Genomic DNA, 20,727 nt, shown 5'->3' with positions numbered 1-20,727 from the left:
AGCTTTAGCCTACTAAACTTAGAAATTGCGCCCTGACTTGTTATAGCCATATTTTTCAACAAAATGCTCACGGAATTCCAAGAGATTATCATCCATAATCGCTTGACGAACCTGCTTCATAAGGTTGAGCAAGAAGTAAAGGTTATGGTAACTTGTCAAGCGGATACCAAAGGTTTCATCGGCCTTGAGCAGGTGACGAAGGTAGGCACGGGTATAGTTCTTACATGTGTAGCAATCGCACTCAGGATCAAGAGGTGTAAAGTCCTCTGCAAACTGGGCATTTTTTACAACCAAACGTCCTTGACTTGTCATACAAGTCCCGTTACGAGCAATACGGGTCGGCAAGACACAGTCAAACATATCCACACCACGAATGACCCCATCAATCAAGCTATCCGGTGCTCCTACTCCCATCAAGTAACGAGGTTTATTTTCAGGAAGGAGTTGAGTGGTGAAGTCCAAAACTGCGTTCATCTCTTCGTGGGTTTCTCCAACTGCTAGCCCACCGATAGAATAGCCTGGGAAGTCCATACTTACAAGGTCATGAGCTGACTGACGACGAAGGTCTTCAAATCCTGCCCCTTGTACAATTCCAAACAAACCTTGATCATGGGGACGACGATGAGCTTTTAATCCACGCTCTGCCCAACGGCTAGTACGTTCGATTGACTTTTTCACATAATCATAGGGTTGGTAGAACTGAGGACATTCATCAAAAGACATCATGATGTCTGAGCCTAGATTATTCTGAATAGAAATAGCCTTTTCAGGTGATAGGAACATTTTAGAACCATTGAGGTGGTTCTTGAAGGTAACACCTTCTTCAGTAATATTACGGCTGTCCGCTAGGGAATACACTTGGAAACCGCCACTATCCGTCAAGATAGGTTGGTCCCAATTCATGAACTTATGAAGCCCACCTGCTCGAGCAATCAACTCATCTCCAGGACGTAGCCACAAGTGATAAGTATTAGATAGGATAATTCCTGACCCCATCTCTTTCAACTCTTCTGGTGATTGGGTTTTGACCGTTGCTTGGGTCCCAACTGGCATAAACATAGGAGTTGGGAAGGTTCCGTGGGGTGTGATAATCTCACCCAGACGAGCTCCCGTGTGTTTTTCTTTTTTAATTAAACGATATTTGATTGGTGAATCTGACATTTTTTACCTCCGAAGCTGGGAAAAACAGTCCCAGTTCTTACTTTGTGCCCAAGGGCATACTGTATGATTCTATCAAAAAAAACGGGAACTGTCACGAACTATGGTATAATGAAAGAATGAAATACCAAAAAATTGATTTAAAAGAAGTTCGTCAGCAAGCTAGACACTTTCAAAGCGAACATCCTCGTCTTTTGCTTGTCTTTCTACTGCCAAGTCTTCTCCTAATTTTAACTAGTTTTATAAGCCCTTTATCTCTAATTGACGAAGGAATTCTTGAGCAATCCTTCCTCAGTTTTCTGATAACCTTGATCCAGTCATCGCTTTTTCCCTTGGCACTTGGTTTTACAGGCTCGATTATCCTAGCTGGCGCCCTCTTTACAAGCATCAATCTCTTTAGAGTGCCTCAAACAGAGCTTTCCTTCAAGGGTAGTTTGTCTTTATTAGACAACCGTCTCTTTAGTCAGACTTTCCTGACGCTCTTGCTCAAACGTTTCTACCTCTTTTTATGGAGTCTACCTAATCTTCTTGGAGTCTACTGTCTCTTTTACAGTAGCCTAATGGCTCGTAAATTTGTGGAATTGCACCCTGAATTTCCAGCAGTTGACCTCTCGAGTACAGATACTGAACAGTTTCTCCTTACTTTTGCGCTATACTTCTTTGGAAGCGTCTTGTTGATGATTCTGGGAACCATTATTTATCTTCCACAGTATTATGCATATTCGCAAGTTGAACTGCTCCTTTGTGATACCCTTGCAATTGGGATAGCTAAGCCAAGTCGGATCCTTGAAACTAGTCGCTTCCTTATGAAGGGCTATAAGTTCCAACGCTTTGTCCTTGACTTACAGTTGCTCCCTTGGTATTTCCTTATTTGGATTAGCTTTGGGATTGTGGGCATCTCCATCTATCCTTATGTCTACAGTTGTCAAATCTTCTTTTATCAGAGACTTCTTGAACATAAACATAAAAAAGGATAGAAAAACATATGTTAACAAAAACCAGCACTAGGTGCTGGCCTTTTTATTTCAAGAAAAGGAGACTCAAGAGGGCTAAGATAGCTGGCCCACCTTGCTTTAGAATGATTTTTTTATCTGCAGTTAAGGCACCATAAGCCGCTGCTCCTATGACAAATAAAACAAAGATTGTCACGATTTCAAGGCTCTGCGAGAAATAGATTCCATAAAGAAGAAATAGACCAATCAAGGCATTGTAAATTCCCTGATTCTTGAAAAGAGAGGTTACTGATGGCCTTCCTAATTCTTCCTTATCCATGTTAAAGACACGACTAGTTGTGTCCGATCGCGTTGCCATACTCTCCAAATAAAAGATATAAAAATGTTCGAGGGCAACAAGTGTTGCTAAAATAGTAGTAATAATTGACATCGTTTTCTCCTTAAAATTCTATTTTTTCTAGACCTGACACTAGCTTGGTCAGTAAAGTCGTCAGCTCTTTCTGCTCAGCAGGCGATAAGATGCTCTCCATCTGTTCCTTCACTTTCAAGTGATGTTTAGGCGGATTGACCAAGAGTTGATTCTTGGCTTCTTGGGTTAATTCAACTAAGACTTCTCGTTGATTGACTGGATTTCTCTCACGACTGACATAGCCCTCTGACTCTAAAATCTTGAAATGACGGGTCAAGGCTGCAGGGTCAATCTCTAACTTCTCCTGAACGGCAATTTGGTTACAAGGTGAGTTTTGCAATAAAAACTGCAGAATTTGATAGCGGGTCAAACTGATTCCCAACTGTTTCTCAAAAAGTTGTGTGATAATTTGGTCTGTTAAGCGAACTTGATAAAGTAATTCGTGTATTTCTGCCATTTCTATCTCCTTGTAAATATTTGATTTATCAATGATTGATTAGTCAATTGTAAAACAAATAAATTCATAATGCAAGTCTTTTGCTCACTTCCCAGAAAAAAAGAGAACATGATAGAAATCGATAGTCCAAGTCTTTTCCTAACCCCAATAACTACATATCCAACAAGTTTGTGGAGTGGTCAAAGTTATTGATAGAAAAATGAAGTTTCCATTAAATAAGCATTCTAAATGTCAAACAAGGCCAGGATTTTTTGTCCCAGCCTCTATTTCTTCTAAAATCTATTGAGAACCCAATTACTAGCCTACCAAGTCCGCTCGAAGGATTTCCCCCTCTTTATCGATGACAACTTCGATGGCATGGCCTGCAAAAATTTCTTCACGATCATCATAGTAGAGGGTCAATTCTCCGTCTTCGTTGATCGATAGTTCACTCACGGAAAGTGAGTTGGTAAAATACTCTTCTGTTAACTCCACATCATTTTCATCTGAATCAATCCAGTCTTGAGCTGTTTCCCAGAGTTCTTTGACAATATAGTTTTTAATCTGATCATCATGGACTTGGAAAGTTCCCATAAATTTCTTTAGAGCATCGAAAGAACTTGGAGGAAGACTTTCATCTGCACTCGCAGCAAAGATAGCATGAATCTTACCACCCTCGTAAGTGATAAATCCTTCAAACCAAGAATAGGCTCTGTTTAAGGTGAATTCGCCAATATCGTCTTGAATGATGACCGGTTTTTGATAGGTTTCAATCAAGGTCTCTAACCTAGCGTCTGTGGATTGGTCATCTAAGTATTCCAGCAAGTGGTAGCAGTTATTAGCTACTTCTGACATATATGTCTCTAGCTCCATGAAGGGGCGTTTTTGACATTTGATACGATGAATTTTGTAGGGTTCAAAATTAAACCCCCAATGCTTTTCTTCAAATTCTTCTGGGGTCAGGAGCCATTCTAAACGTCCCTCACGTTCAGAGAACTCCTGAGTTTCAACATTGACACTAGCTTTAAAATGAACTGACGGCATTAGACAACCATCTTTTAAAGAAGCAGCCCCATTTACATTTTGGAGGGTAAAAATCAAGAGCTCAACAATTTCTCCGCAAAATTCCTGTTCAAAATCATCTCTTGTTTTCTCAAATGGAGTTTTCAATCGATTTGTCATTCACTTCATCCTTTCTCTCTGCTTTTAATGCCTTAGTACTGTTATTTGTATACGCTTACATTTTATCATGTTTCAGATTTTATTTCACTTATAAATACTATTCTTGCAAAAAAAGAAGCCGAAACTAGATTAGTTTCAACTCCTCTTTCTATTAGTTCATCGATACGTGAACGTGGTCATAGTGGTTTTCTGTGACACTTCCACGATCTGGCATTGGATTCCAAGTGTAGGCTGGTCCATATATGCTATCGTATGGTGCATAGAAACGTTGTTTCCAGATGATATAGTTAATTCCACGGGTCGCCATGTTCTGGATCGCATAATCTGCAATTTGGTCTCCAAGAGCTGAGCTTACTGGAACCATAAAGTCAATGGCAAGACCTTTTCCGTGGTCGCCACTATCTCCAGGACGGTAGCCGCTAAATGATGTGATACCAAACAAGTTAGCAATTTCTTCTTTAAAGGCAGCCGTTTGTGGTTGTAGACCTGAATTTTCTGATTTTGAAGCTGCAATACTTGCATAATCAGGAGCTGCTGGTGCTGCATAAGTGTTTGAAAAGTGCTGACTTGGTTCTGCTTGATAGGTAACGTCTTCTGTATCAGATGCGCTTGTAGCCGTCTCTACAGCTGTTTCCTCCACTACTGGAGTTGAGTTCTCTACTACTGGGCTCGCAACTTCTGCTACAGTTTCAGTAGTAGCCTCTGCTACCGGATCTTCCGCTGGTGTTACAACTTCTGTAGTAACCTCTGCTACTGCTTCTTCTGTCGCTTGTGGTGCTACTGCTTCAACTTGAGACTCTGTTTCTTCAACTGGTTGAGTTAAATCTTCAACCTGTACAGTTTGGTCATCTACAGTGACTTGGTTAGTTGTCAAATCTGCTGTTGCAGTTGTTCCTTCGCCACCTTGAACTGTGTCAGGGGTTTGAATTTCAACTTCTGTCACTTCTTCCTCATCATTAACAGTTGTAGTAAGCACTGTCTCAGGGAAAATCAGATCAATATTGCTGATCTTGTTCAAGTTAGCAAGAACGGTCACATCCACTCCCAAAGCTTCGGCAATGGTACTTAGAGTATCTCCATACTGAATCGTATAGCTTGTTTTATTCTCATTCTTAGTAACATCGTTTTGAATTTGCTCAACACTGCGCGCTGTCCATACTAGTTCTTCTGCTTGAGTTGCCAATACAGGTGCAAAGGACAAGGCTACTGTTGATGCTAAAATAATTCTTTTCTTCATACTATCAAACTCCTTTTCAAATGTAGTACCTGTCTATCATAACACAAAGAAAAGAGAAAAAAAGCCCTTTGGGGGCTATTTAACAGAACTGTACATTCGTTGTAACAAATATCATTACTTGAAATAGTTTGTTAGTTTCTTGTCATCAGGCTGACACATTCTTCTTGAAGAAAATTCTAGAAGGAAAAAGAACTAATATCTTCTAAACGCTCTATCTGTTGATTACATGCTGCAGGAGAGGTAAGAAAATTAATACTCTGAATCCCACTATTTTGGGCAAATTCTATATCCAAAGTCCGATCGCCGATATAATAAGTCTGCTGAGGATTTAATCCATACTTATCTAAAAGATAAATCGCAGCTTCTGGACTAGGTTTCCGAGCAAAGCCACTTTGATTGGTTAAAATTTCTGTGAAATAGTGGGCCAAACCCAAGTTCTCTAAAATTGTAAAAGCATTATCGCCTTTGTGAGTGTAAACAAATTGTTGAATTCCTTGCTGATTTGCCCAAGCTAAAACCTCGCGGGCCCCTGGCATCAGAACCACTTGAGCATTCTTCTCAGCCAAGCTCTGAGCACGGACTTGATTGAGCATATCAGCATCCAAGCCTCTTTCTTCTCCCACCTTTTCCAACAGATCTTGAACGGAAGTTTGTAGAATAAAGGCACGAACCTCAGCCTTATCATAAGGAATGTCATACTGAGCAAAGGTCTCTTCGATTCCTGCTAAAATAGCCTCATAAGAGTCCAATAAGGTCCCGTCTAAATCCCAAATAAAAGCCGTTTCTTGCATTTCTTATCCTCTCAATTTCATATAAGATTTGTAACGATAGCGTAGGAAAATCCAACGGAAACCATTATCCAAAAGAGTTCCTGCCCAGATACCAGGCAAACCCCATCCAAGAACAATTCCCATCAGGTAACCAGTCCCAATACGGATGCACCACATTCCAATACTTGTCGCATAAAAGGGAAGTCGGGCATTTCCCAAACCTTGCCAGACAGCTGTATAAATAACTGTTCCCGTCGTCATAGGAGTCCCTAGTAGAGAGAACAGCGTCACCATAACACTGGCTTCAATAGCCAAAGGATCACTAGTATAGAGGTGACTTAGGGGCGTTCCTAGAGCATAGATACTGAGTGTTAAGGGCAACATAAGAAAGAGGGAAAGCCAAAAAGTTTGCTTACTTAAGTTGTCTACCCTTGCCCAATCATCTTCTCCAACTGCTCGAGCCACCTGCATGACTGTTGCTGTAGCGACACCAAAGGCTGGCATATAGTTAAACTGAGTCAAGACTTCACCGATCGCATTTCCTGCAACTGCCTCCGTCCCAAAGGAAACAACCAAGGCAATAATGACCACATCTCCAGCTCTCATCATGAGACGTTCTCCCGCTGCAGGTAAAGCCAAGGTCAGCAGGTCTTTATCCAGTCCAAACGTCGGTCTCATATATGGAAGTTTTAATTGTGACCACAAAATTACAACCCCGATCAAACGAGACAAAATAGTCCCCCAAGCTACACCAGCTATCCCCATATCAAGGATAAAAATGGCGATACTTGAAAAAACAATATTTAAAGCATTGGATAAAAAACTAACATAAAGCGGAAGTCGAGGATTGTGGGTAGCGCGAATTAAGGCTCCTAGACTAGTCATTAAGCCCAGGAGAACGATTGTTCCACCAACTAAAGATAGGTATAAGCCACCACTTTCAGCCACAGCCTGTTCAGTACCCAAAAGACCAATCATCTCTTGACCCGCAAAGATGGACAAGCCACCTAAAACTAAACTCAGTAGCAGGGTGATCTTCAGCGCTTCAGTAACATGATAAGCAAGCTTCGACTGGTCCTTCTGCCCCACACTTTTTGAAATGACACTGGAAATAGCCGCTCCCAAAGCAATAAAAATCGCTTGGTAAATGGTTATAATATTGCCCGCTACAGACACACCCGAAATGGCGATTAAGCCCAGATGTGCCACCAAGTAGCTGTCTACCATTCCCATGAGCATCTGCAAGAAATTTTCACCCATGGCTGGCAGGGCTATGTTGAGAATGTCTTTATTTTTCTTAAACAATCCTTCCTCCTGATGAAAAGAAACTCAGTTAGTTGCCCAACCGAGTTTACTTCCTCTGTCTTAAAGTCCTAGATAAGATTCTACTGCAGCCTGCATCTCTGCCGCTGCAACAGTTGTCTTGTGACGAACTGGAGCTGTTTCAAGGCCATCAACTGCTGGTGGCACTGCCACTCCTGAAATTTCGTGCAACTGAGCCAAAGCTTCAAAGTCGGTCAAGCCTGATTTCCCTGTTACAGCTTCTACTGCAACTACTGGGAATTTATAAGGACTAGCCGTTGAAGCAATCACGGTCTTAGCAACATCGCCTGTCGCCGCTTGGTATTTTTTATATACGGCTGAAGCAACTGCTGTATGTGGATCCTCAATGTAGGCATCTGTTTGATAAACACGCTTGATTTCTGCTGCTGTTTCTGCTTCAGTAGCATACTCTGCCGCAAAAAGGTCCAGAATCTCTGCATCAAAATCAGTCAACTCATACTGACCTTGGCTATTCAAGGCATTCATAAGTTCAGCTGTCTTAACCGCATCATTACCCAAAAGGTGGAAAATCAAACGCTCCAAGTTTGAAGATACCAAGATATCCATAGACGGACTAGTGGTTACCTTAAACTCACGCTTCTTGTCATAGACACGAGTTTTAAAGAAGTCCGTCAAGACATTGTTGTCATTTGAAGCACAGATTAGTTTCCCAACTGGCAGACCGATTTGCTTCGCATAAAAGGCTGCTAGGATATTCCCAAAGTTTCCTGTCGGTACGGTGAAGTTGACCTTGTCACCAGCCACAATTTCGCCAGTTTTAACAAGCTGAGCGTAGGCATAAACATAATAAACAATCTGTGGTACCAAACGGCCGATATTCATAGAGTTAGCTGATGAGAACTGGAGCTTGTTAGCTGCTAATTTTTCACGAAGAGCCACATCGTTGAACATATGCTTGACGTTGGTTTGGGCATCATCAAAGTTACCATCAATAGCGATAACATGAGTATTGTCACCAGTTTGCGTGGTCATTTGCAATTCTTGTACCTTGCTGACACCGTCTTTTGGATAAAAGACGATGATTTCAGTTCCAGGAACATCCGCAAATCCTGCCATGGCAGCTTTACCAGTGTCTCCAGACGTCGCTGTCAAGATGACAATCTTGTTTTCCAAACCATGCTTCTTAGCAGCTGTTGTCATAAAGTATGGCAAGATAGACAAGGCCATATCCTTAAAGGCAATGGTTGAACCGTGGAAGAGTTCCAAGTTGTATTGGCCATCGAGTTTCACAAGAGGGGCAATGGCTGGAGTATCAAACTTGCTGTCATAGGCATTGGTGATACAGTAGTCCAACTCCTCTGCTGTAAAGTCATCCAAGAAAGCTGACAAGACCAGCTTAGCCACTTCTTGGTAAGAAGCATCCTTTAATGTGTCAAAATCCAAATCTACCTTTGGATAACTAACCGGAGTAAACAAACCTCCATCTGTTGCCAAACCTTGCAAAATCGCTTGGCTGGCTGTTACGGTATTTTTCGCATCACGCGTTGATTGATAAACTAATGTCATAAATCTCTATCCTTTATCTATAGTCTCATCCATTATAACATGATTTTTCAGAAAATTCTTCCTTTATAAGAAAATTATAGAGTCATTTTTTCTTTCAAAGGCTCTAAATAGGTCATTTCTTGCTGACCTCTCATTTCAAGACCTTGCTCTGCTATCGCTAGCAAGTCTTTTGAGAATTGAACAATTCCAGCTGTCTCCTCGTCTGAAAGCTGTTTCTTAGAAAACTGGCGTCTCAATGACTTGTAGTCACGACCAAATCTCTCAAAGAAAGGAGCTGTCTCTAGGTAAGCTTCAAGCTTGTCTAGATTCACCAACAAACCTAGATGAAAGGCTGCTGAAGAAAAAGTTCGGTCTAACGGCTGTGTACAAACACTACGAAATTCGACCGTTCCTCTAGTCGTCAAGTCTTGATATTGGTAACTACGGTGCGTTTGAAAATCCTTCTCTTGAGGGACAAGCAGAGTTTCTTTTCCATTTAGAGTATAGGCAAAAATTTCATCAGTAGCTAGGTAATCTCTAGCCCGAATCGGAGAAAAATAGTAGGTTTCCCCATCTCGTTCTGCTGTGAAAATCGCAGAGTGGTCTAGATAATCAAAAAAATCATCCTCATCTTTGAAGAGTTTTGCATTGACACCAACATTTTCTGGATAAATCCCATGCATGGATTTTTCCCAAAAGATATCTCGTGAAATCAAAGTATCCCAGTCTGCTCCCGAAAACTCAGAATTGGCAAATAAGAAAGCTTTTACTGCTTCAATCTGAGTGAAAGCATTGATGACACGTAGGTAGTTAGCAGTCGATACGTCCAACTGAACTTGACTCCCACAGATAAAAGCACCGTATTGTGGAAAGTCATGCAAATCAGCACTCTCTTGGCGACTTCCCATATGCAAGTAATCCATCAGCATCTGGTAGCGTGGATAAGCCACCGGTCGATTGTCATTCTGATCCCAGTTTGGGTGAATCCCCCAGCCCTGGATAGCATGATCCTTTTCGCCTAGTTTTTCCTGAATAACCTTCATATAAGCTTGAAATCGTCCTTGGACCTCTTGGATTTTCTGGGCTCTGCCAAAGGCAAACTCCAAGGTCGTGTAGGAAACCTCAAATAAAATACGATCTTGACAGATTGGTTCTACAAGTTGAATTGAATTGCCATCCTGGTCCTCTTTTTCAACTTCCAAGCTGAGAGCATCCACTAAAAATCGCATCAAGTCCTTGGTGACTTCAATATCTGTGGGTTTCCCTTTCGTATGTACGATAGGAAACTCCAACTCTATCCCAATATAGAGATCTGGATTTTCTTTGATATTCTTTAAATAGCGGTCTTTTAATAACTGAACTGAAGGGGACATACATACCTCTCATTCTAACTTCTCATACTAGAAAACAAATTACTCTCTATTATACCAAAAACTCCTAGAGAAGGATCTTAGAAAGTCTGTTTGCAACCTCTCTCCCTAGACTCGAGAACGAACAACTTCCTCTTTATATGAAATTTTATGACAAGACGCCAGATATCATTGTTCAATTTTCACAGTCTCATCAACTGGTTAAGCGATTACATATGTTTTTGCATCAAATCCCTTGTACTATATTAAATATAGTGATACAATTCACATATAAACAAAAAAGAGGGCAGTTCAAATTCGACTTCACTTGAATCATGAGTCAAGGCAAGCCCATTTTCCTCTGCACCTCAACTACTAACCAAGGAGGATAGCTATGAAAGCTGTTGTTGTAAATCCAGAAAGCACTGGTGTTGCTATTGAAGAAAAAGTGCTCCGTCCGCTCGAAACTGGGGAAGCTCTTGTTGAAGTTGAGTACTGTGGTGTCTGCCACACTGACCTCCACGTTGCCCATGGTGACTTTGGAAAAGTTCCAGGACGTGTTCTCGGTCACGAAGGGATTGGTATCGTAAAAGAAATCGCCCCTGATGTTAAGAGCCTAAAAGTTGGCGACCGTGTTAGTGTTGCTTGGTTCTTTGAAGGTTGTGGCACATGTGAATACTGTACAACTGGGCGCGAAACTCTTTGCCGTACAGTAAAAAATGCTGGCTACTCAGTAGATGGTGGTATGGCAGAACAATGTATCGTAACTGCAGATTATGCCGTTAAGGTTCCAGAAGGTCTTGATCCAGCCCAAGCTTCTTCAATTACTTGTGCCGGTGTTACTACCTACAAGGCTATCAAAGAAGCAAAAGTTGAACCAGGCCAATGGGTTGTACTCTATGGTGCTGGAGGACTTGGTAACTTAGCTGTTCAATACGCTAAAAAAGTATTCAACGCTCACGTTATCGCAGTAGATATTAACAACGATAAACTTGCTCTAGCTAAAGAAGTTGGTGCTGATATCGTGATTAATGGTCTTGAAGTCGAAGATGTTCCAGGCCTTATCAAAGAAAAAACAAACGGTGGGGCTCACTCAGCTGTCGTAACAGCTGTATCAAAAGTTGCCTTCAACCAAGCAGTTGACTCTGTTCGTGCAGGCGGTCGTGTAGTAGCTGTTGGACTCCCTTCAGAAATGATGGATCTAAGCATCGTCAAGACAGTTCTTGACGGTATTCAAGTCATCGGTTCCCTTGTTGGAACACGTAAAGATTTGGAAGAAGCCTTCCAATTTGGTGCTGAAGGTCTTGTTGTTCCAATCGTTCAAAAACGGCCTGTCGAAGATGCCATTGCTGTCTTTGATGAAATGGCTGCTGGTACCATCCAAGGTCGTATGGTTCTAGACTTTACACACTAAGATAAATAAAATGCCAAAACGAGGTAGTGGACAGAAGATCCCGCCTCGTTTTTTTAGCAATAAAATTTTGACATGACAATTAATTGGACTTGGGGCATTTTTTAGACGCCCAAGAGCACTACTGACGTAAACTTCCTTGTCCCTCTGCTTTTTTATATTAAATTTTTTTACCATTTTATAGACGATTTTATAAAAAGTTGATATATCAATATTTTCAAAGATAGGGCTTTGAGATTTTTTTCACTCTTTATTATAATTAGTTGCATTTTTTCTGAAAACGATTTATACTTAAGGAGTCTTAAAGTTTTCTTAAACTACAAGTCAAACATTTTATAAGGAGGAATGACAATAATGAGTATCGGAATCATTATTGCGAGCCACGGTGAATTTGCCGCGGGTATTCATCAGTCAGGATCTATGATCTTTGGTGAACAAGAAAAGGTTCAAGTTGTAACCTTTATGCCAAACGAAGGTCCAGATGATTTATACGCCAAGTTCAACAATGCTGTGGCTGCATTTGACGCAGAAGATGAGGTTCTAGTCTTGGCTGACCTTTGGAGTGGATCTCCATTTAACCAAGCTAGCCGCGTAATGGGAGAAAACCCAGAGCGTAAATTTGCCATCATCACAGGACTTAATTTACCGATGTTGATCCAAGCTTACACAGAGCGCCTCATGGACGCTGCTGCTGGAGTGGATAAAGTCGCTGCAAACATCATTAAAGAAGCCAAAGATGGCATCAAGGCTCTTCCAGAAGAACTAAACCCAGCTGAGGAAGTTGCTACTGCTGCAGCTGCGCCTGTAGCCCAAGCTGCTATTCCAGAAGGAACTGTCATTGGAGACGGTAAATTGAAAATCAATCTTGCACGTCTTGACACTCGTCTTCTTCACGGACAAGTCGCAACTGCTTGGACACCAGATTCAAAAGCTAACCGTATCATCGTTGCTTCAGATAACGTAGCCAACGACGACCTTCGTAAAGAATTGATCAAACAAGCGGCTCCTAACGGAGTTAAGGCTAACGTTGTTCCAATCAAAAAATTGATTGAGGTTGCTAAAGACCCTCGTTTTGGTGAGACACACGCCCTTATCTTGTTTGAAACACCACAAGATGCCCTTCGTGCTATCGAAGGTGGTGTGCCAATCAAAACTCTTAACGTTGGATCAATGGCTCACTCAACTGGTAAAACAATGGTCAACAACGTACTGTCTATGGACAAAGACGACGTTGCTACATTTGAAAAAATGCGTGACCTTGGCGTTGAATTTGATGTACGTAAAGTACCAAACGACACTAAAAAAGATTTGTTTGACTTGATTAGCAAAGCTAACGTTCAATAATCTACAACTTGTTCGATGCTTGTCAAAATAAGTTGTAACACTTTATGAAAATTAAATAGAAAAGGAATAAAACCATGTCAGATATTTCATTCATTTCTGCTATCTTGGTTGTAGTTGTTGCCTTCCTTGCTGGTCTTGAAGGTATCCTCGACCAATTCCAATTCCACCAACCAATCGTAGCTTGTACCCTTATCGGTCTTGTTACTGGTAACCTCGAAGCAGGGGTTATGCTTGGTGGATCACTTCAAATGATCGCTCTTGGTTGGGCAAACATTGGTGCTGCCGTTGCTCCTGACGCTGCCCTTGCCTCTGTTGCCGCTGCAATCATCATGATTAAAGGTGGTAACTTTACTACTGAAGGTATCGCAGTCGCAACAGCTACTGCAATCCCTCTTGCCGTAGCTGGACTTTTCTTGACTATGATCGTTCGTACAATCTCAGTTGGTTTGGTTCACACTGCAGACGCTGCTGCTAAAGAAGGTAACATTGCAGCTGTTGAGCGTGCTCACTACTTTGCCCTTATTCTTCAAGGTCTTCGTATCGCTATTCCTGCAGCCTTCCTTATTGCTATCCCAGCTTCTGCTGTTCAAGACGCTCTTGGTTTAATGCCAGACTGGTTGAACGGTGGTATGGCTGTCGGTGGTGCCATGGTCGTTGCCGTTGGTTACGCTTTGGTTATCAACATGATGGCTACTCGTGAAGTATGGCCATTCTTTGCTATCGGTTTTGCTCTTGCAGCAATCTCTCAATTGACTTTGATTGCCCTTGGTGTCATCGGTGTTGCCCTTGCCTTCATCTACCTCAACCTTTCTAAACAAGGTGGAAACGGTGGCGGAGGAGCTGCAACTTCTAACGATCCAATCGGTGATATCCTAGAAGACTACTAGAAAGGGGAACAATCATGGCTGAAAAAATTCAATTATCAAAATCAGATCGCCAAAAAGTTTGGTGGCGTTCACAATTCCTTCAAGGTTCTTGGAACTACGAACGTATGCAAAACTTGGGTTGGGCTTACTCTTTGATCCCAGCTATCAAAAAATTGTACACTACTAAAGAAGATCAAGCTGCTGCTCTTGAGCGTCACCTTGAATTCTTCAATACTCACCCATACGTAGCTGCTCCAATCATGGGGGTTACGCTTGCACTTGAAGAAGAACGCGCTAACGGTACTGAAATTGATGACGCTGCTATCCAAGGTGTTAAGATTGGTATGATGGGACCTCTTGCTGGTATCGGTGACCCAGTCTTCTGGTTTACAGTTCGTCCGATACTTGGAGCTCTTGGTGCATCTCTTGCTGCAACTGGTAACATCGTTGGTCCTCTTCTCTTCTTCTTTGGATGGAATGCAATCCGTATGTCTTTCCTATGGTACACACAAGAGTTTGGTTACAAGGCTGGATCTGAAATCACTAAAGACATGTCAGGTGGTATCTTGAAAGACATCACTAAAGGAGCTTCTATCCTTGGTATGTTCATCCTTGCTGTCCTTGTACAACGTTGGGTATCAATCAACTTCACTATTAACCTCCCAGGTAAACAATTGTCAGAAGGTGCCTACATCAACTTCCCAGAAGGCGCTGTTACAGGTGGAGAATTGAAGGGTATTCTTGGTCAAGCACTTAGTGGCATGAGCTTGGATAGTGTTCAACCACAAACCCTTCAAGGTCAGTTGAACTCATTGATCCCAGGATTGATGGGACTTCTCCTTACTTTCCTTTGCATGTGGTTGCTTAAGAAAAAAGTATCTCCAATCACAATCATCCTTGCCCTCTTTGCAGTAGGTATCGCAGCTCGTTTCTTCGGTATCATGTAATCTCGACGAGAATGTATAAACAAAAAAAGAATCAGGTTTATCATCTGATTCTTTTTTGCGTTCTATTATTCTGCCAAAGCACCCATTGGATCCCATGGAGCAAGGACGATTGGTTCTGCTTCATAAGCAGCTCGTTCTTCTGCTGTTAGCAATTCCTTACGAACAACGATTTGGTAAGTGTATTCGTCCATCCAAGCGTCTGAGGCAACAAAGTAACCATCTGTACCTACTTTATCTCCCCATGAGTTTTCAACTTTCCACTTGATTGATTTACCATTTTCATCCAAATCAACACCTGTCAAGACCATAGCGTGGGTCATCAAGCTTTCGCTGTAGTCCAAACGTCCTGCCTTGTCTTGAGTGAGTTGGATATCCATGCTTGATTCAAAGTCATAAACATCTGTCGCAAGGATTCCGGCTTTACGGTTGCTGAGTTGGCCGACATCTGAACCAAACCAGACAGTTTCTCCTGTTTGCATTTGGGCAATGGCCAATTCTTTCAAGCGTTCCATCGGTACGTTGATGTAACGAACCGCACGGCTACCAACGACATTTCCCAACATCTCAACGGTATAAGATTTACCATAAGGTTTATCAGCAGTTGGAGCATTGATGACAGAAACGTAGTCTTCTAGTGGAAGGTCAACATATTTCTTGTAAAACTCTTGTGGTGTAATGCCCTTTTCACTTTGGTAGTTGTTGTCCTTATCGCGATAAGCAAAGTCAAATTGACGCGGTGGAAGTCCTAGTGACATGGCAAGGAAGTTAAAAATCTCTTGCAAAAGGTCTTCTTTCTTAGCTTGAACAGTCTCCTGATCTGCTCCAGAAGCCAAGAGGTCACGCAAGATTTGAGCATCTTGACGAAGCAATTTGTTAAGGATGGCATTGAGCTCACGACTGCTGCTAGATGAAACAGACTCTGGATAAACAGACTTAGGAACAACACCGTATTTCTCAAAGAGAGCCACAACCATATCCCATTGACCACCATCTTGTTGTGGAGTTTGGAGTAGGAAGCTAACCTTGCGGCTTGTCAATTCTTGGTCTGCAGTCGCAATGACTTGCTCCAAGAACCAGTTTGATTTTTCATACTTGTCCCAGAAGAAGGTGTGGGCTTGTGACAATTCAAAGTTTTCAAGTTTGTATTGAGAGATGAGTTTGTGACGGAAAGTATTGAGGGCTGCAAACATCCAGCAACGACCAGAAGCCTTCTGATTAGTGACCTTGTCCTTTGTCAAATCAAGTGAGAAAACAGGTGTGTTGTCTACATGGCTTTGACGACGCTCAAGGGCTGCAAAGATTCCATTGTGGCTGGCAGCATTTTCGATAGCTTGGTATTTGACATTTGCTTCATAGTTGGCAAATAATTTATCTGTAAATGATTCTTGAATCGCGTTCATAAAATCCTCCTTTTATTCTACAGTCTATTATAACTCTTTTCACAAAGGAAGCAACCAAAAACTGAAAAAGGCAAGGATATTTTCCTCACCTTTTTCAACGATTACACAGTTTACCTAACACTTTCGAGCAAGCCTTCTAATTCTTCCTGGCTTAGGCGACGCCATTCTCCACGTTTCAAATCCTCATCCAAGGTCAGAGTTCCCATGGTCAAACGTTGCAAGTCCACAACTTCCTTACCACAGTAGGCCACCATCCGTTTGACCTGGTGGAATTTCCCTTCTGCAATGATCACTCGGACCAAGCTTTCTTCCTTTTCCGTATCCACCGACACAAGCTCCAGCTTGGCAGGCTGACAAGTAAAGTCTTTCAGTGGAATCCCCTGAGCAAATTTCTCTACATCCTCTTGGGTCATGATTCCATCGACCTGCGCCAGATAAGTCTTATTCACATGACGTTTTGGTGAAAGAAGAGCATGAGCCAGATTACCATCATTTGTCAAGAGCAAGAGTCCATGCGTATCGATATCCAAACGCCCTACTGGGAAAACTTCCTTTGAACGAGCTAGGTCATCCAACAAATCCAACACAGTCTTATGTTTAGGATCTTCAGTTGCTGAAATAACACCCTGGGGCTTGTTCATCATATAGTAAACAAACTCCTCGTAGGTTAGCTTTTGCCCGTCAAAACAAATCTCGTCAGTATCTTCATTGATTTGTAGCTTGGCAGATTTTTCCTTTTTACCATTGACCATCACGCGCCCAGCCTTTAGAAAGTTTTTGACCTCGGTCCGACTTCCTAGGGCGCAGGCAACCAAATATTTATCTAATCTCATAGTACTATTATACCATGAACAAGCTTAATCTTATACTCTTCGAAAATCAAATTCAAACCACGTCAGCGTCCCCTTGCCGTACTCAAGTACAGCCTGCGGCTAGCTTCCTAGTTTGCTCTTTGATTTTCATTGAGTATTAGTACAAAAATAAGCCGCCTGATTGGGCGACTTTATTTTATAGGGAGATTATTATGAAAAATTTTTAGGAGTTAAAGTTAAGTTCTTCTTAACTTATGATTATAGTATAAGCTAGTTTCCTAAAAGTTTTCTTAAAATATTCTCCTAAAACTTAAATTTCTTTAAATGATTACTTTTAAAGTCAATCATTATCTCCATAAAACTATAGCTTATGCAAACGTTAAGACCATAAAGAGGATAAGCATCACAAATAAGGCTAAGCTAACAAGCAGAGTTAGGACTTTAACAAGCGTATTACTTTGCCAATAGCTGGGCTTTCCGATATTACTAGTAGCATCCGTAGAAAAAATTTGAGTTTGTCTTGGTTGAATGGTCACAAGAATAATTAAGGAAATAGCTAAAATAATGGTTAAAATTATCAATAGTTCAGTCATTTAACTACCTCAAAAGCCCTATTAAAGTAAACAGTAAACCAATCAAAATCATTATTCCTAGCAAGATTGAAAAAATTTTATTTATTTTTTCTCCTCGAGTCGATTTTTCCTTTTTAATAGGTTGCTGTTTCATCTCTTCCATGCGACCTTCAACATCTTGATAAAATAGATCTTTTTTAGCCATGGCTTTCTCCTAAAATGGTTTCCATCCGCTCCTGATACATGATTGGATCCACATAATTGGCATGGTAACCTTGCTCTCCAAGAGCTCGTCCCATCTCCTTAACGTTAGAAAGAGCTAATTCAATAGTTTGAATCATGCCATCAACTGCTTCCTTAGCGAAAATATGATTTGGAGCTGTATAGCGGCGATTATGCGCTGTTTCCTCAAAAGCTAGGACCAATAGGTTATGTTCAAAGGCCTGGCGAACAGCCTGAAGAAGTTCATTCCCATAGTTGATATCCAAATAGATATCTGATAACTGATAAAGCTCCTGAATCTTCTGAGGACTAGCATTTTGATAGAGTACAACATTCGGGTAGCGGAGCATATCCATCAACTTAGCTGACATTTCTGTCACTGCTGCGATTCGGAAAGTGACCCTTGGTAAACTCTCCACCAGTTTTTCGACTTGCTCTAGTTGATCCGAATTGGTCACTATCAAGGCATCAGGACGAACAAAATTATCACGCTTAAATTGATAATGATATCCTAGGTGACTAAACTTATGATGGAATTTTTCATCCGTTAATTGTAGGGCGCGTTCATAAGTCGCATAATCTGGAATGATAATGGTCTTAGCTCGAAGCTGGTCATTCTCCAAGATCAGTTGCATATTTCCAGGAATATGGTCCTGCAATGGTTCCTGCCAAACCAAGATATCCTGTCCTGATTTTTCTGGAAAATGGTAGGAAGTCAAAAATGAAGTAGATAAAGTATTAAAGAGAAGGTGGTCAAGATTCACTTTCAACCCCTGCAAGAAGTCTATGACAAAGGCCACTCGACCAGAAAAATGACGCAAGCCTTGCCCTTCCAAGGTCAAAAGAATATCACCTGTGACATGGTTTTCCAAAACAACTTCCTTTTGAGCTACGTCCCGATAGGAAGTCATAATAGCTTGCCCCAAAATATCATAGGTGGTTTTTGCAAAGCAAGCTCCAAAACGATTGTAGTGATCTACTTGAAAGATTCGACCAGCTGGTGTTTTCCATTCGACTTTTTTTACCAAACGAGCCTGTAAACCATCTGCATAATGAATGACCGCCCGTTCTTGAGAAAGATCATTAATGATTGCAGACTGATTATCCCCAGCAATCTCCCAAAAGTCTGGTACAGGAACTTGGTTAAAGTACAAGGGTTTACCACTGTCATAACCCAAATAATAGGTAAAGGGAGAGACAACTCCATCTGGTAAAAATCCATCTGGTTCAATAACCACAGCCAAATCAGATAGTCCTGCTGCAGTCAGACTATAGTGCAAATCTTGGCTTTCTTGATTGTATACATCAAATAACTGAATCATCCACTACCTCCTTGATTGTTTTTTCCCATGTATTCAGAATCTCTTGAGTCAAGAATTTCTCAGCAATCTGGTAGGATTTTTCTCTCATACTTTCCAAACGATTTTCCGAATACAGTTGGCAAATCTTTTCTGCATAAGCTTTCTTGATTTCATCTTCGACATGGTCAGATGAGCTTGGAATCAAATATCCATTTTCGCCATCTTCAATGAAGGTTTGATTTCCATAAGGAACATCAAAACCAATCAATGGCAAGCCCGAACCAATTGCTTCCATGAGTGTCAACCCAAAGCCTTCACTTGTAGAAGCAGTTAGATAAACTTCATATTGAGAGTAAATATGAGACAAATCTGCATGGCCCTTAAGATGGATATAATCCTCCGCTTGATTCGTCGTAATGATTTGTCGCAATAAAGATTCTTCGCCACCACTACCGTAGATATCAAAGGTTAACTCTGGCAATTCCTTATGAGCCTCAATCACAGCCTTGACAAGCCAATCAATATGCTTTTCCTTAGCTAGACGCGAAGCTGTAATAAGAGAAAATGGCTTACGACTCTCTAGTGGTTTTGTTAATTGGTCAACACTTCCAACTGGAATAGTCACAATCTTAGGATCATGTGTGGTATAGTGAGCAAACTGTTGCTCTAAGACTTCCTTTTGACGATCCGTTGAAACGAGAAAGAAATCGACCTTATCTGCATTGGTAAACTGATAGTCATAATAGTTATTCCAAAGGATATAATCCTCATTTGTCGCATTTTCACTGTAATGCTCTGCATGAACAACTACCGCTAGATGTGCCGCTTGCGCTTCCTCAAAAACAACCTGCCCAATGCCAGTCTCACGATCTAAAATCACTAGATCTGATCTGCTTAACTGAAGTGTCTGCATGAAATAACGGAGCAAGGCAGGCTTCCCGTATAAAATGCGATCCTTAAAACGGTAAACTTCCTCGGTCCCTTGATTCATGAACATTTCATAAGCCGGAGTTCCATCTTCATTGTAGAAGGTTCTTTGGTAGAGTGTCGCTACATTGTCTTTAGGAGCAAAATATTCTGTGCAATAGCGTGTGTAAGAGAAGTAATCTTTGCGAACCAGATTACCGGCAAACACATATTCCACATGTTGGACAAAATCTTTTCCCTCATCTACCAAATAACAAGTAATAAACTTGTCTTCATCAGAAAAGAAGATTCGTTCAATTTTCCCATTTCTTTCACGATGGCTTTCTACACCTTCAAAATAAGCCAAAACATCATCTACAGTCACACTGGTCGGTGCAATTCTGATATCCGTAAAATAATTATATAGCCAAATAACTTCCTCATCATTAAATCCAATATTAGCTGTCAAATGCTGGATATTATCAGCTAAAATCATATCTGTAAAGATAAACTTAGACGGTAGATTCAGACTGCGAAAAATACCCGCACGATAAGCTTGAGCGTATTCAACACCGCTACTAGCCCAGCCAATTCCTAAATTTATATTATAAATTGTCATATGT

The 20,727-nt window shown here is 41.2% G+C and carries 20 protein-coding genes; 5 read left to right on the top strand and 15 right to left on the bottom strand.

All coding sequences use genetic code 11. The annotated features are described in order from the left end of the window. Positions 1 to 18 precede the first annotated feature (18 nt). Positions 19 to 1,161, bottom strand: coding sequence for a tRNA guanosine(34) transglycosylase Tgt (gene tgt / locus QM887_RS09090; RefSeq protein ID WP_004250663.1), 1,143 nt, complete (start codon positions 1,159 to 1,161; stop codon positions 19 to 21). A 116-nt stretch (positions 1,162 to 1,277) separates the two neighbouring features. Here tgt and QM887_RS09085 point away from each other — a divergent pair, with 116 nt between their 5' ends. Beyond that, positions 1,278 to 2,135, top strand: a complete 858-nt coding sequence (locus QM887_RS09085; protein WP_414271340.1) for a DUF975 family protein — start codon at positions 1,278 to 1,280, stop codon at positions 2,133 to 2,135. 43 nt (positions 2,136 to 2,178) lie between these two features. On the opposite strand, the gene QM887_RS09080 is transcribed toward QM887_RS09085, so the two are convergent. From QM887_RS09080 to QM887_RS09045, 8 genes are all read right to left on the bottom strand, one after another. Further along, positions 2,179 to 2,541, bottom strand: a complete 363-nt coding sequence (locus tag QM887_RS09080; RefSeq protein WP_414271339.1) for a DUF1304 domain-containing protein — start codon at positions 2,539 to 2,541, stop codon at positions 2,179 to 2,181. Between the two features lie 10 nt (positions 2,542 to 2,551). Further along, positions 2,552 to 2,977 (bottom strand): MarR family winged helix-turn-helix transcriptional regulator, encoded by a 426-nt coding sequence (locus QM887_RS09075; RefSeq protein ID WP_414271338.1) that lies wholly within the window; start codon positions 2,975 to 2,977, stop codon positions 2,552 to 2,554. Positions 2,978 to 3,274: 297 nt separating this feature from the next. After that, positions 3,275 to 4,138 (bottom strand): DUF2262 domain-containing protein, encoded by an 864-nt coding sequence (locus tag QM887_RS09070; protein ID WP_414271337.1) that lies wholly within the window; start codon positions 4,136 to 4,138, stop codon positions 3,275 to 3,277. Between the two features lie 151 nt (positions 4,139 to 4,289). Then, positions 4,290 to 5,375: a LysM peptidoglycan-binding domain-containing protein gene (locus QM887_RS09065; RefSeq protein WP_414271336.1), complete on the bottom strand. Its 1,086-nt coding sequence runs from the start codon at positions 5,373 to 5,375 to the stop codon at positions 4,290 to 4,292. 176 nt (positions 5,376 to 5,551) lie between these two features. Next, positions 5,552 to 6,166 (bottom strand): HAD family hydrolase, encoded by a 615-nt coding sequence (locus QM887_RS09060; RefSeq protein WP_414271335.1) that lies wholly within the window; start codon positions 6,164 to 6,166, stop codon positions 5,552 to 5,554. 3 nt (positions 6,167 to 6,169) lie between these two features. Continuing rightward, positions 6,170 to 7,450, bottom strand: coding sequence for an MATE family efflux transporter (locus QM887_RS09055; protein ID WP_414271334.1), 1,281 nt, complete (start codon positions 7,448 to 7,450; stop codon positions 6,170 to 6,172). 60 nt (positions 7,451 to 7,510) lie between these two features. Next, positions 7,511 to 8,995, bottom strand: coding sequence for a threonine synthase (gene thrC / locus QM887_RS09050; RefSeq protein ID WP_414271333.1), 1,485 nt, complete (start codon positions 8,993 to 8,995; stop codon positions 7,511 to 7,513). 74 nt (positions 8,996 to 9,069) lie between these two features. After that, positions 9,070 to 10,347, bottom strand: a complete 1,278-nt coding sequence (locus tag QM887_RS09045; RefSeq protein WP_414271332.1) for a gamma-glutamylcysteine synthetase — start codon at positions 10,345 to 10,347, stop codon at positions 9,070 to 9,072. Positions 10,348 to 10,717: 370 nt separating this feature from the next. Here QM887_RS09045 and adhP point away from each other — a divergent pair, with 370 nt between their 5' ends. The 4 genes from adhP to QM887_RS09025 all read left to right on the top strand — a co-directional run bounded on the left by adhP (position 10,718) and on the right by QM887_RS09025 (position 14,891). Beyond that, on the top strand, positions 10,718 to 11,737 hold the full coding sequence (gene adhP / locus QM887_RS09040) for an alcohol dehydrogenase AdhP (RefSeq protein ID WP_414271331.1): 1,020 nt from the start codon (positions 10,718 to 10,720) through the stop codon (positions 11,735 to 11,737). 351 nt (positions 11,738 to 12,088) lie between these two features. After that, on the top strand, positions 12,089 to 13,078 hold the full coding sequence (locus QM887_RS09035; RefSeq protein WP_301560174.1) for a PTS sugar transporter subunit IIB: 990 nt from the start codon (positions 12,089 to 12,091) through the stop codon (positions 13,076 to 13,078). A gap of 74 nt (positions 13,079 to 13,152) precedes the next feature. After that, a complete protein-coding gene (locus tag QM887_RS09030) occupies positions 13,153 to 13,965 on the top strand; it encodes a PTS mannose/fructose/sorbose transporter subunit IIC (protein WP_223338395.1) in 813 nt (270 codons plus the stop codon). Positions 13,966 to 13,979: 14 nt separating this feature from the next. Beyond that, positions 13,980 to 14,891 (top strand): PTS system mannose/fructose/sorbose family transporter subunit IID, encoded by a 912-nt coding sequence (locus QM887_RS09025; protein ID WP_049502678.1) that lies wholly within the window; start codon positions 13,980 to 13,982, stop codon positions 14,889 to 14,891. 65 nt (positions 14,892 to 14,956) lie between these two features. Here QM887_RS09025 and pepC read toward each other — a convergent pair whose 3' ends face one another. The 6 genes from pepC to gtfA all read right to left on the bottom strand — a co-directional run bounded on the left by pepC (position 14,957) and on the right by gtfA (position 20,723). Next, positions 14,957 to 16,291 carry an aminopeptidase C gene (gene pepC / locus QM887_RS09020; protein ID WP_414271330.1) on the bottom strand — a complete coding sequence of 445 codons (1,335 nt, stop codon included), beginning with the start codon at positions 16,289 to 16,291 and terminating at the stop codon, positions 14,957 to 14,959. A gap of 110 nt (positions 16,292 to 16,401) precedes the next feature. Beyond that, positions 16,402 to 17,124: a pseudouridine synthase gene (locus QM887_RS09015; RefSeq protein ID WP_414271329.1), complete on the bottom strand. Its 723-nt coding sequence runs from the start codon at positions 17,122 to 17,124 to the stop codon at positions 16,402 to 16,404. 347 nt (positions 17,125 to 17,471) lie between these two features. Beyond that, positions 17,472 to 17,696, bottom strand: a complete 225-nt coding sequence (asp5, locus tag QM887_RS09010) for an accessory Sec system protein Asp5 (RefSeq protein WP_414271328.1) — start codon at positions 17,694 to 17,696, stop codon at positions 17,472 to 17,474. 4 nt (positions 17,697 to 17,700) lie between these two features. Next, entirely contained in the window at positions 17,701 to 17,880 is a 180-nt protein-coding gene (asp4, locus tag QM887_RS09005; protein ID WP_049503148.1) for an accessory Sec system protein Asp4, read from the bottom strand. Further along, positions 17,873 to 19,219 (bottom strand): accessory Sec system glycosylation chaperone GtfB, encoded by a 1,347-nt coding sequence (gene gtfB, locus QM887_RS09000; protein ID WP_414271327.1) that lies wholly within the window; start codon positions 19,217 to 19,219, stop codon positions 17,873 to 17,875. Before gtfB ends, asp4 begins: the two co-directional genes overlap by 8 nt. Then, on the bottom strand, positions 19,203 to 20,723 hold the full coding sequence (gene gtfA, locus QM887_RS08995) for an accessory Sec system glycosyltransferase GtfA (protein ID WP_414271326.1): 1,521 nt from the start codon (positions 20,721 to 20,723) through the stop codon (positions 19,203 to 19,205). Before gtfA ends, gtfB begins: the two co-directional genes overlap by 17 nt. Between the last annotated feature and the right edge of the window lie 4 nt (positions 20,724 to 20,727).

The sequence above is a fragment of the Streptococcus infantis genome (assembly GCF_047460875.1).
GTDB lineage: Bacteria > Bacillota > Bacilli > Lactobacillales > Streptococcaceae > Streptococcus > Streptococcus infantis_AA.
The sequence above is the reverse complement of the archived record's forward strand: the minus strand, read 5'-3'. Positions and strand labels throughout refer to the sequence as shown.

Coding starts and splice junctions, on each gene's coding strand:
- pepC (WP_414271330.1), bottom strand. CDS start 16,291: ATGAACGCGATTCAAGAATCATTTACAGATAAATTATTTGCCAACTAT.
- thrC (WP_414271333.1), bottom strand. CDS start 8,995: ATGACATTAGTTTATCAATCAACGCGTGATGCGAAAAATACCGTAACA.
- QM887_RS09025 (WP_049502678.1), top strand. CDS start 13,980: ATGGCTGAAAAAATTCAATTATCAAAATCAGATCGCCAAAAAGTTTGG.
- adhP (WP_414271331.1), top strand. CDS start 10,718: ATGAAAGCTGTTGTTGTAAATCCAGAAAGCACTGGTGTTGCTATTGAA.
- QM887_RS09080 (WP_414271339.1), bottom strand. CDS start 2,541: ATGTCAATTATTACTACTATTTTAGCAACACTTGTTGCCCTCGAACAT.
- asp4 (WP_049503148.1), bottom strand. CDS start 17,880: ATGGCTAAAAAAGATCTATTTTATCAAGATGTTGAAGGTCGCATGGAA.
- QM887_RS09035 (WP_301560174.1), top strand. CDS start 12,089: ATGAGTATCGGAATCATTATTGCGAGCCACGGTGAATTTGCCGCGGGT.
- QM887_RS09015 (WP_414271329.1), bottom strand. CDS start 17,124: ATGAGATTAGATAAATATTTGGTTGCCTGCGCCCTAGGAAGTCGGACC.
- QM887_RS09085 (WP_414271340.1), top strand. CDS start 1,278: ATGAAATACCAAAAAATTGATTTAAAAGAAGTTCGTCAGCAAGCTAGA.
- QM887_RS09070 (WP_414271337.1), bottom strand. CDS start 4,138: ATGACAAATCGATTGAAAACTCCATTTGAGAAAACAAGAGATGATTTT.
- tgt (WP_004250663.1), bottom strand. CDS start 1,161: ATGTCAGATTCACCAATCAAATATCGTTTAATTAAAAAAGAAAAACAC.
- QM887_RS09030 (WP_223338395.1), top strand. CDS start 13,153: ATGTCAGATATTTCATTCATTTCTGCTATCTTGGTTGTAGTTGTTGCC.
- QM887_RS09045 (WP_414271332.1), bottom strand. CDS start 10,347: ATGTCCCCTTCAGTTCAGTTATTAAAAGACCGCTATTTAAAGAATATC.
- gtfA (WP_414271326.1), bottom strand. CDS start 20,723: ATGACAATTTATAATATAAATTTAGGAATTGGCTGGGCTAGTAGCGGT.
- asp5 (WP_414271328.1), bottom strand. CDS start 17,696: ATGACTGAACTATTGATAATTTTAACCATTATTTTAGCTATTTCCTTA.
- QM887_RS09065 (WP_414271336.1), bottom strand. CDS start 5,375: ATGAAGAAAAGAATTATTTTAGCATCAACAGTAGCCTTGTCCTTTGCA.
- QM887_RS09060 (WP_414271335.1), bottom strand. CDS start 6,166: ATGCAAGAAACGGCTTTTATTTGGGATTTAGACGGGACCTTATTGGAC.
- QM887_RS09075 (WP_414271338.1), bottom strand. CDS start 2,977: ATGGCAGAAATACACGAATTACTTTATCAAGTTCGCTTAACAGACCAA.
- gtfB (WP_414271327.1), bottom strand. CDS start 19,219: ATGATTCAGTTATTTGATGTATACAATCAAGAAAGCCAAGATTTGCAC.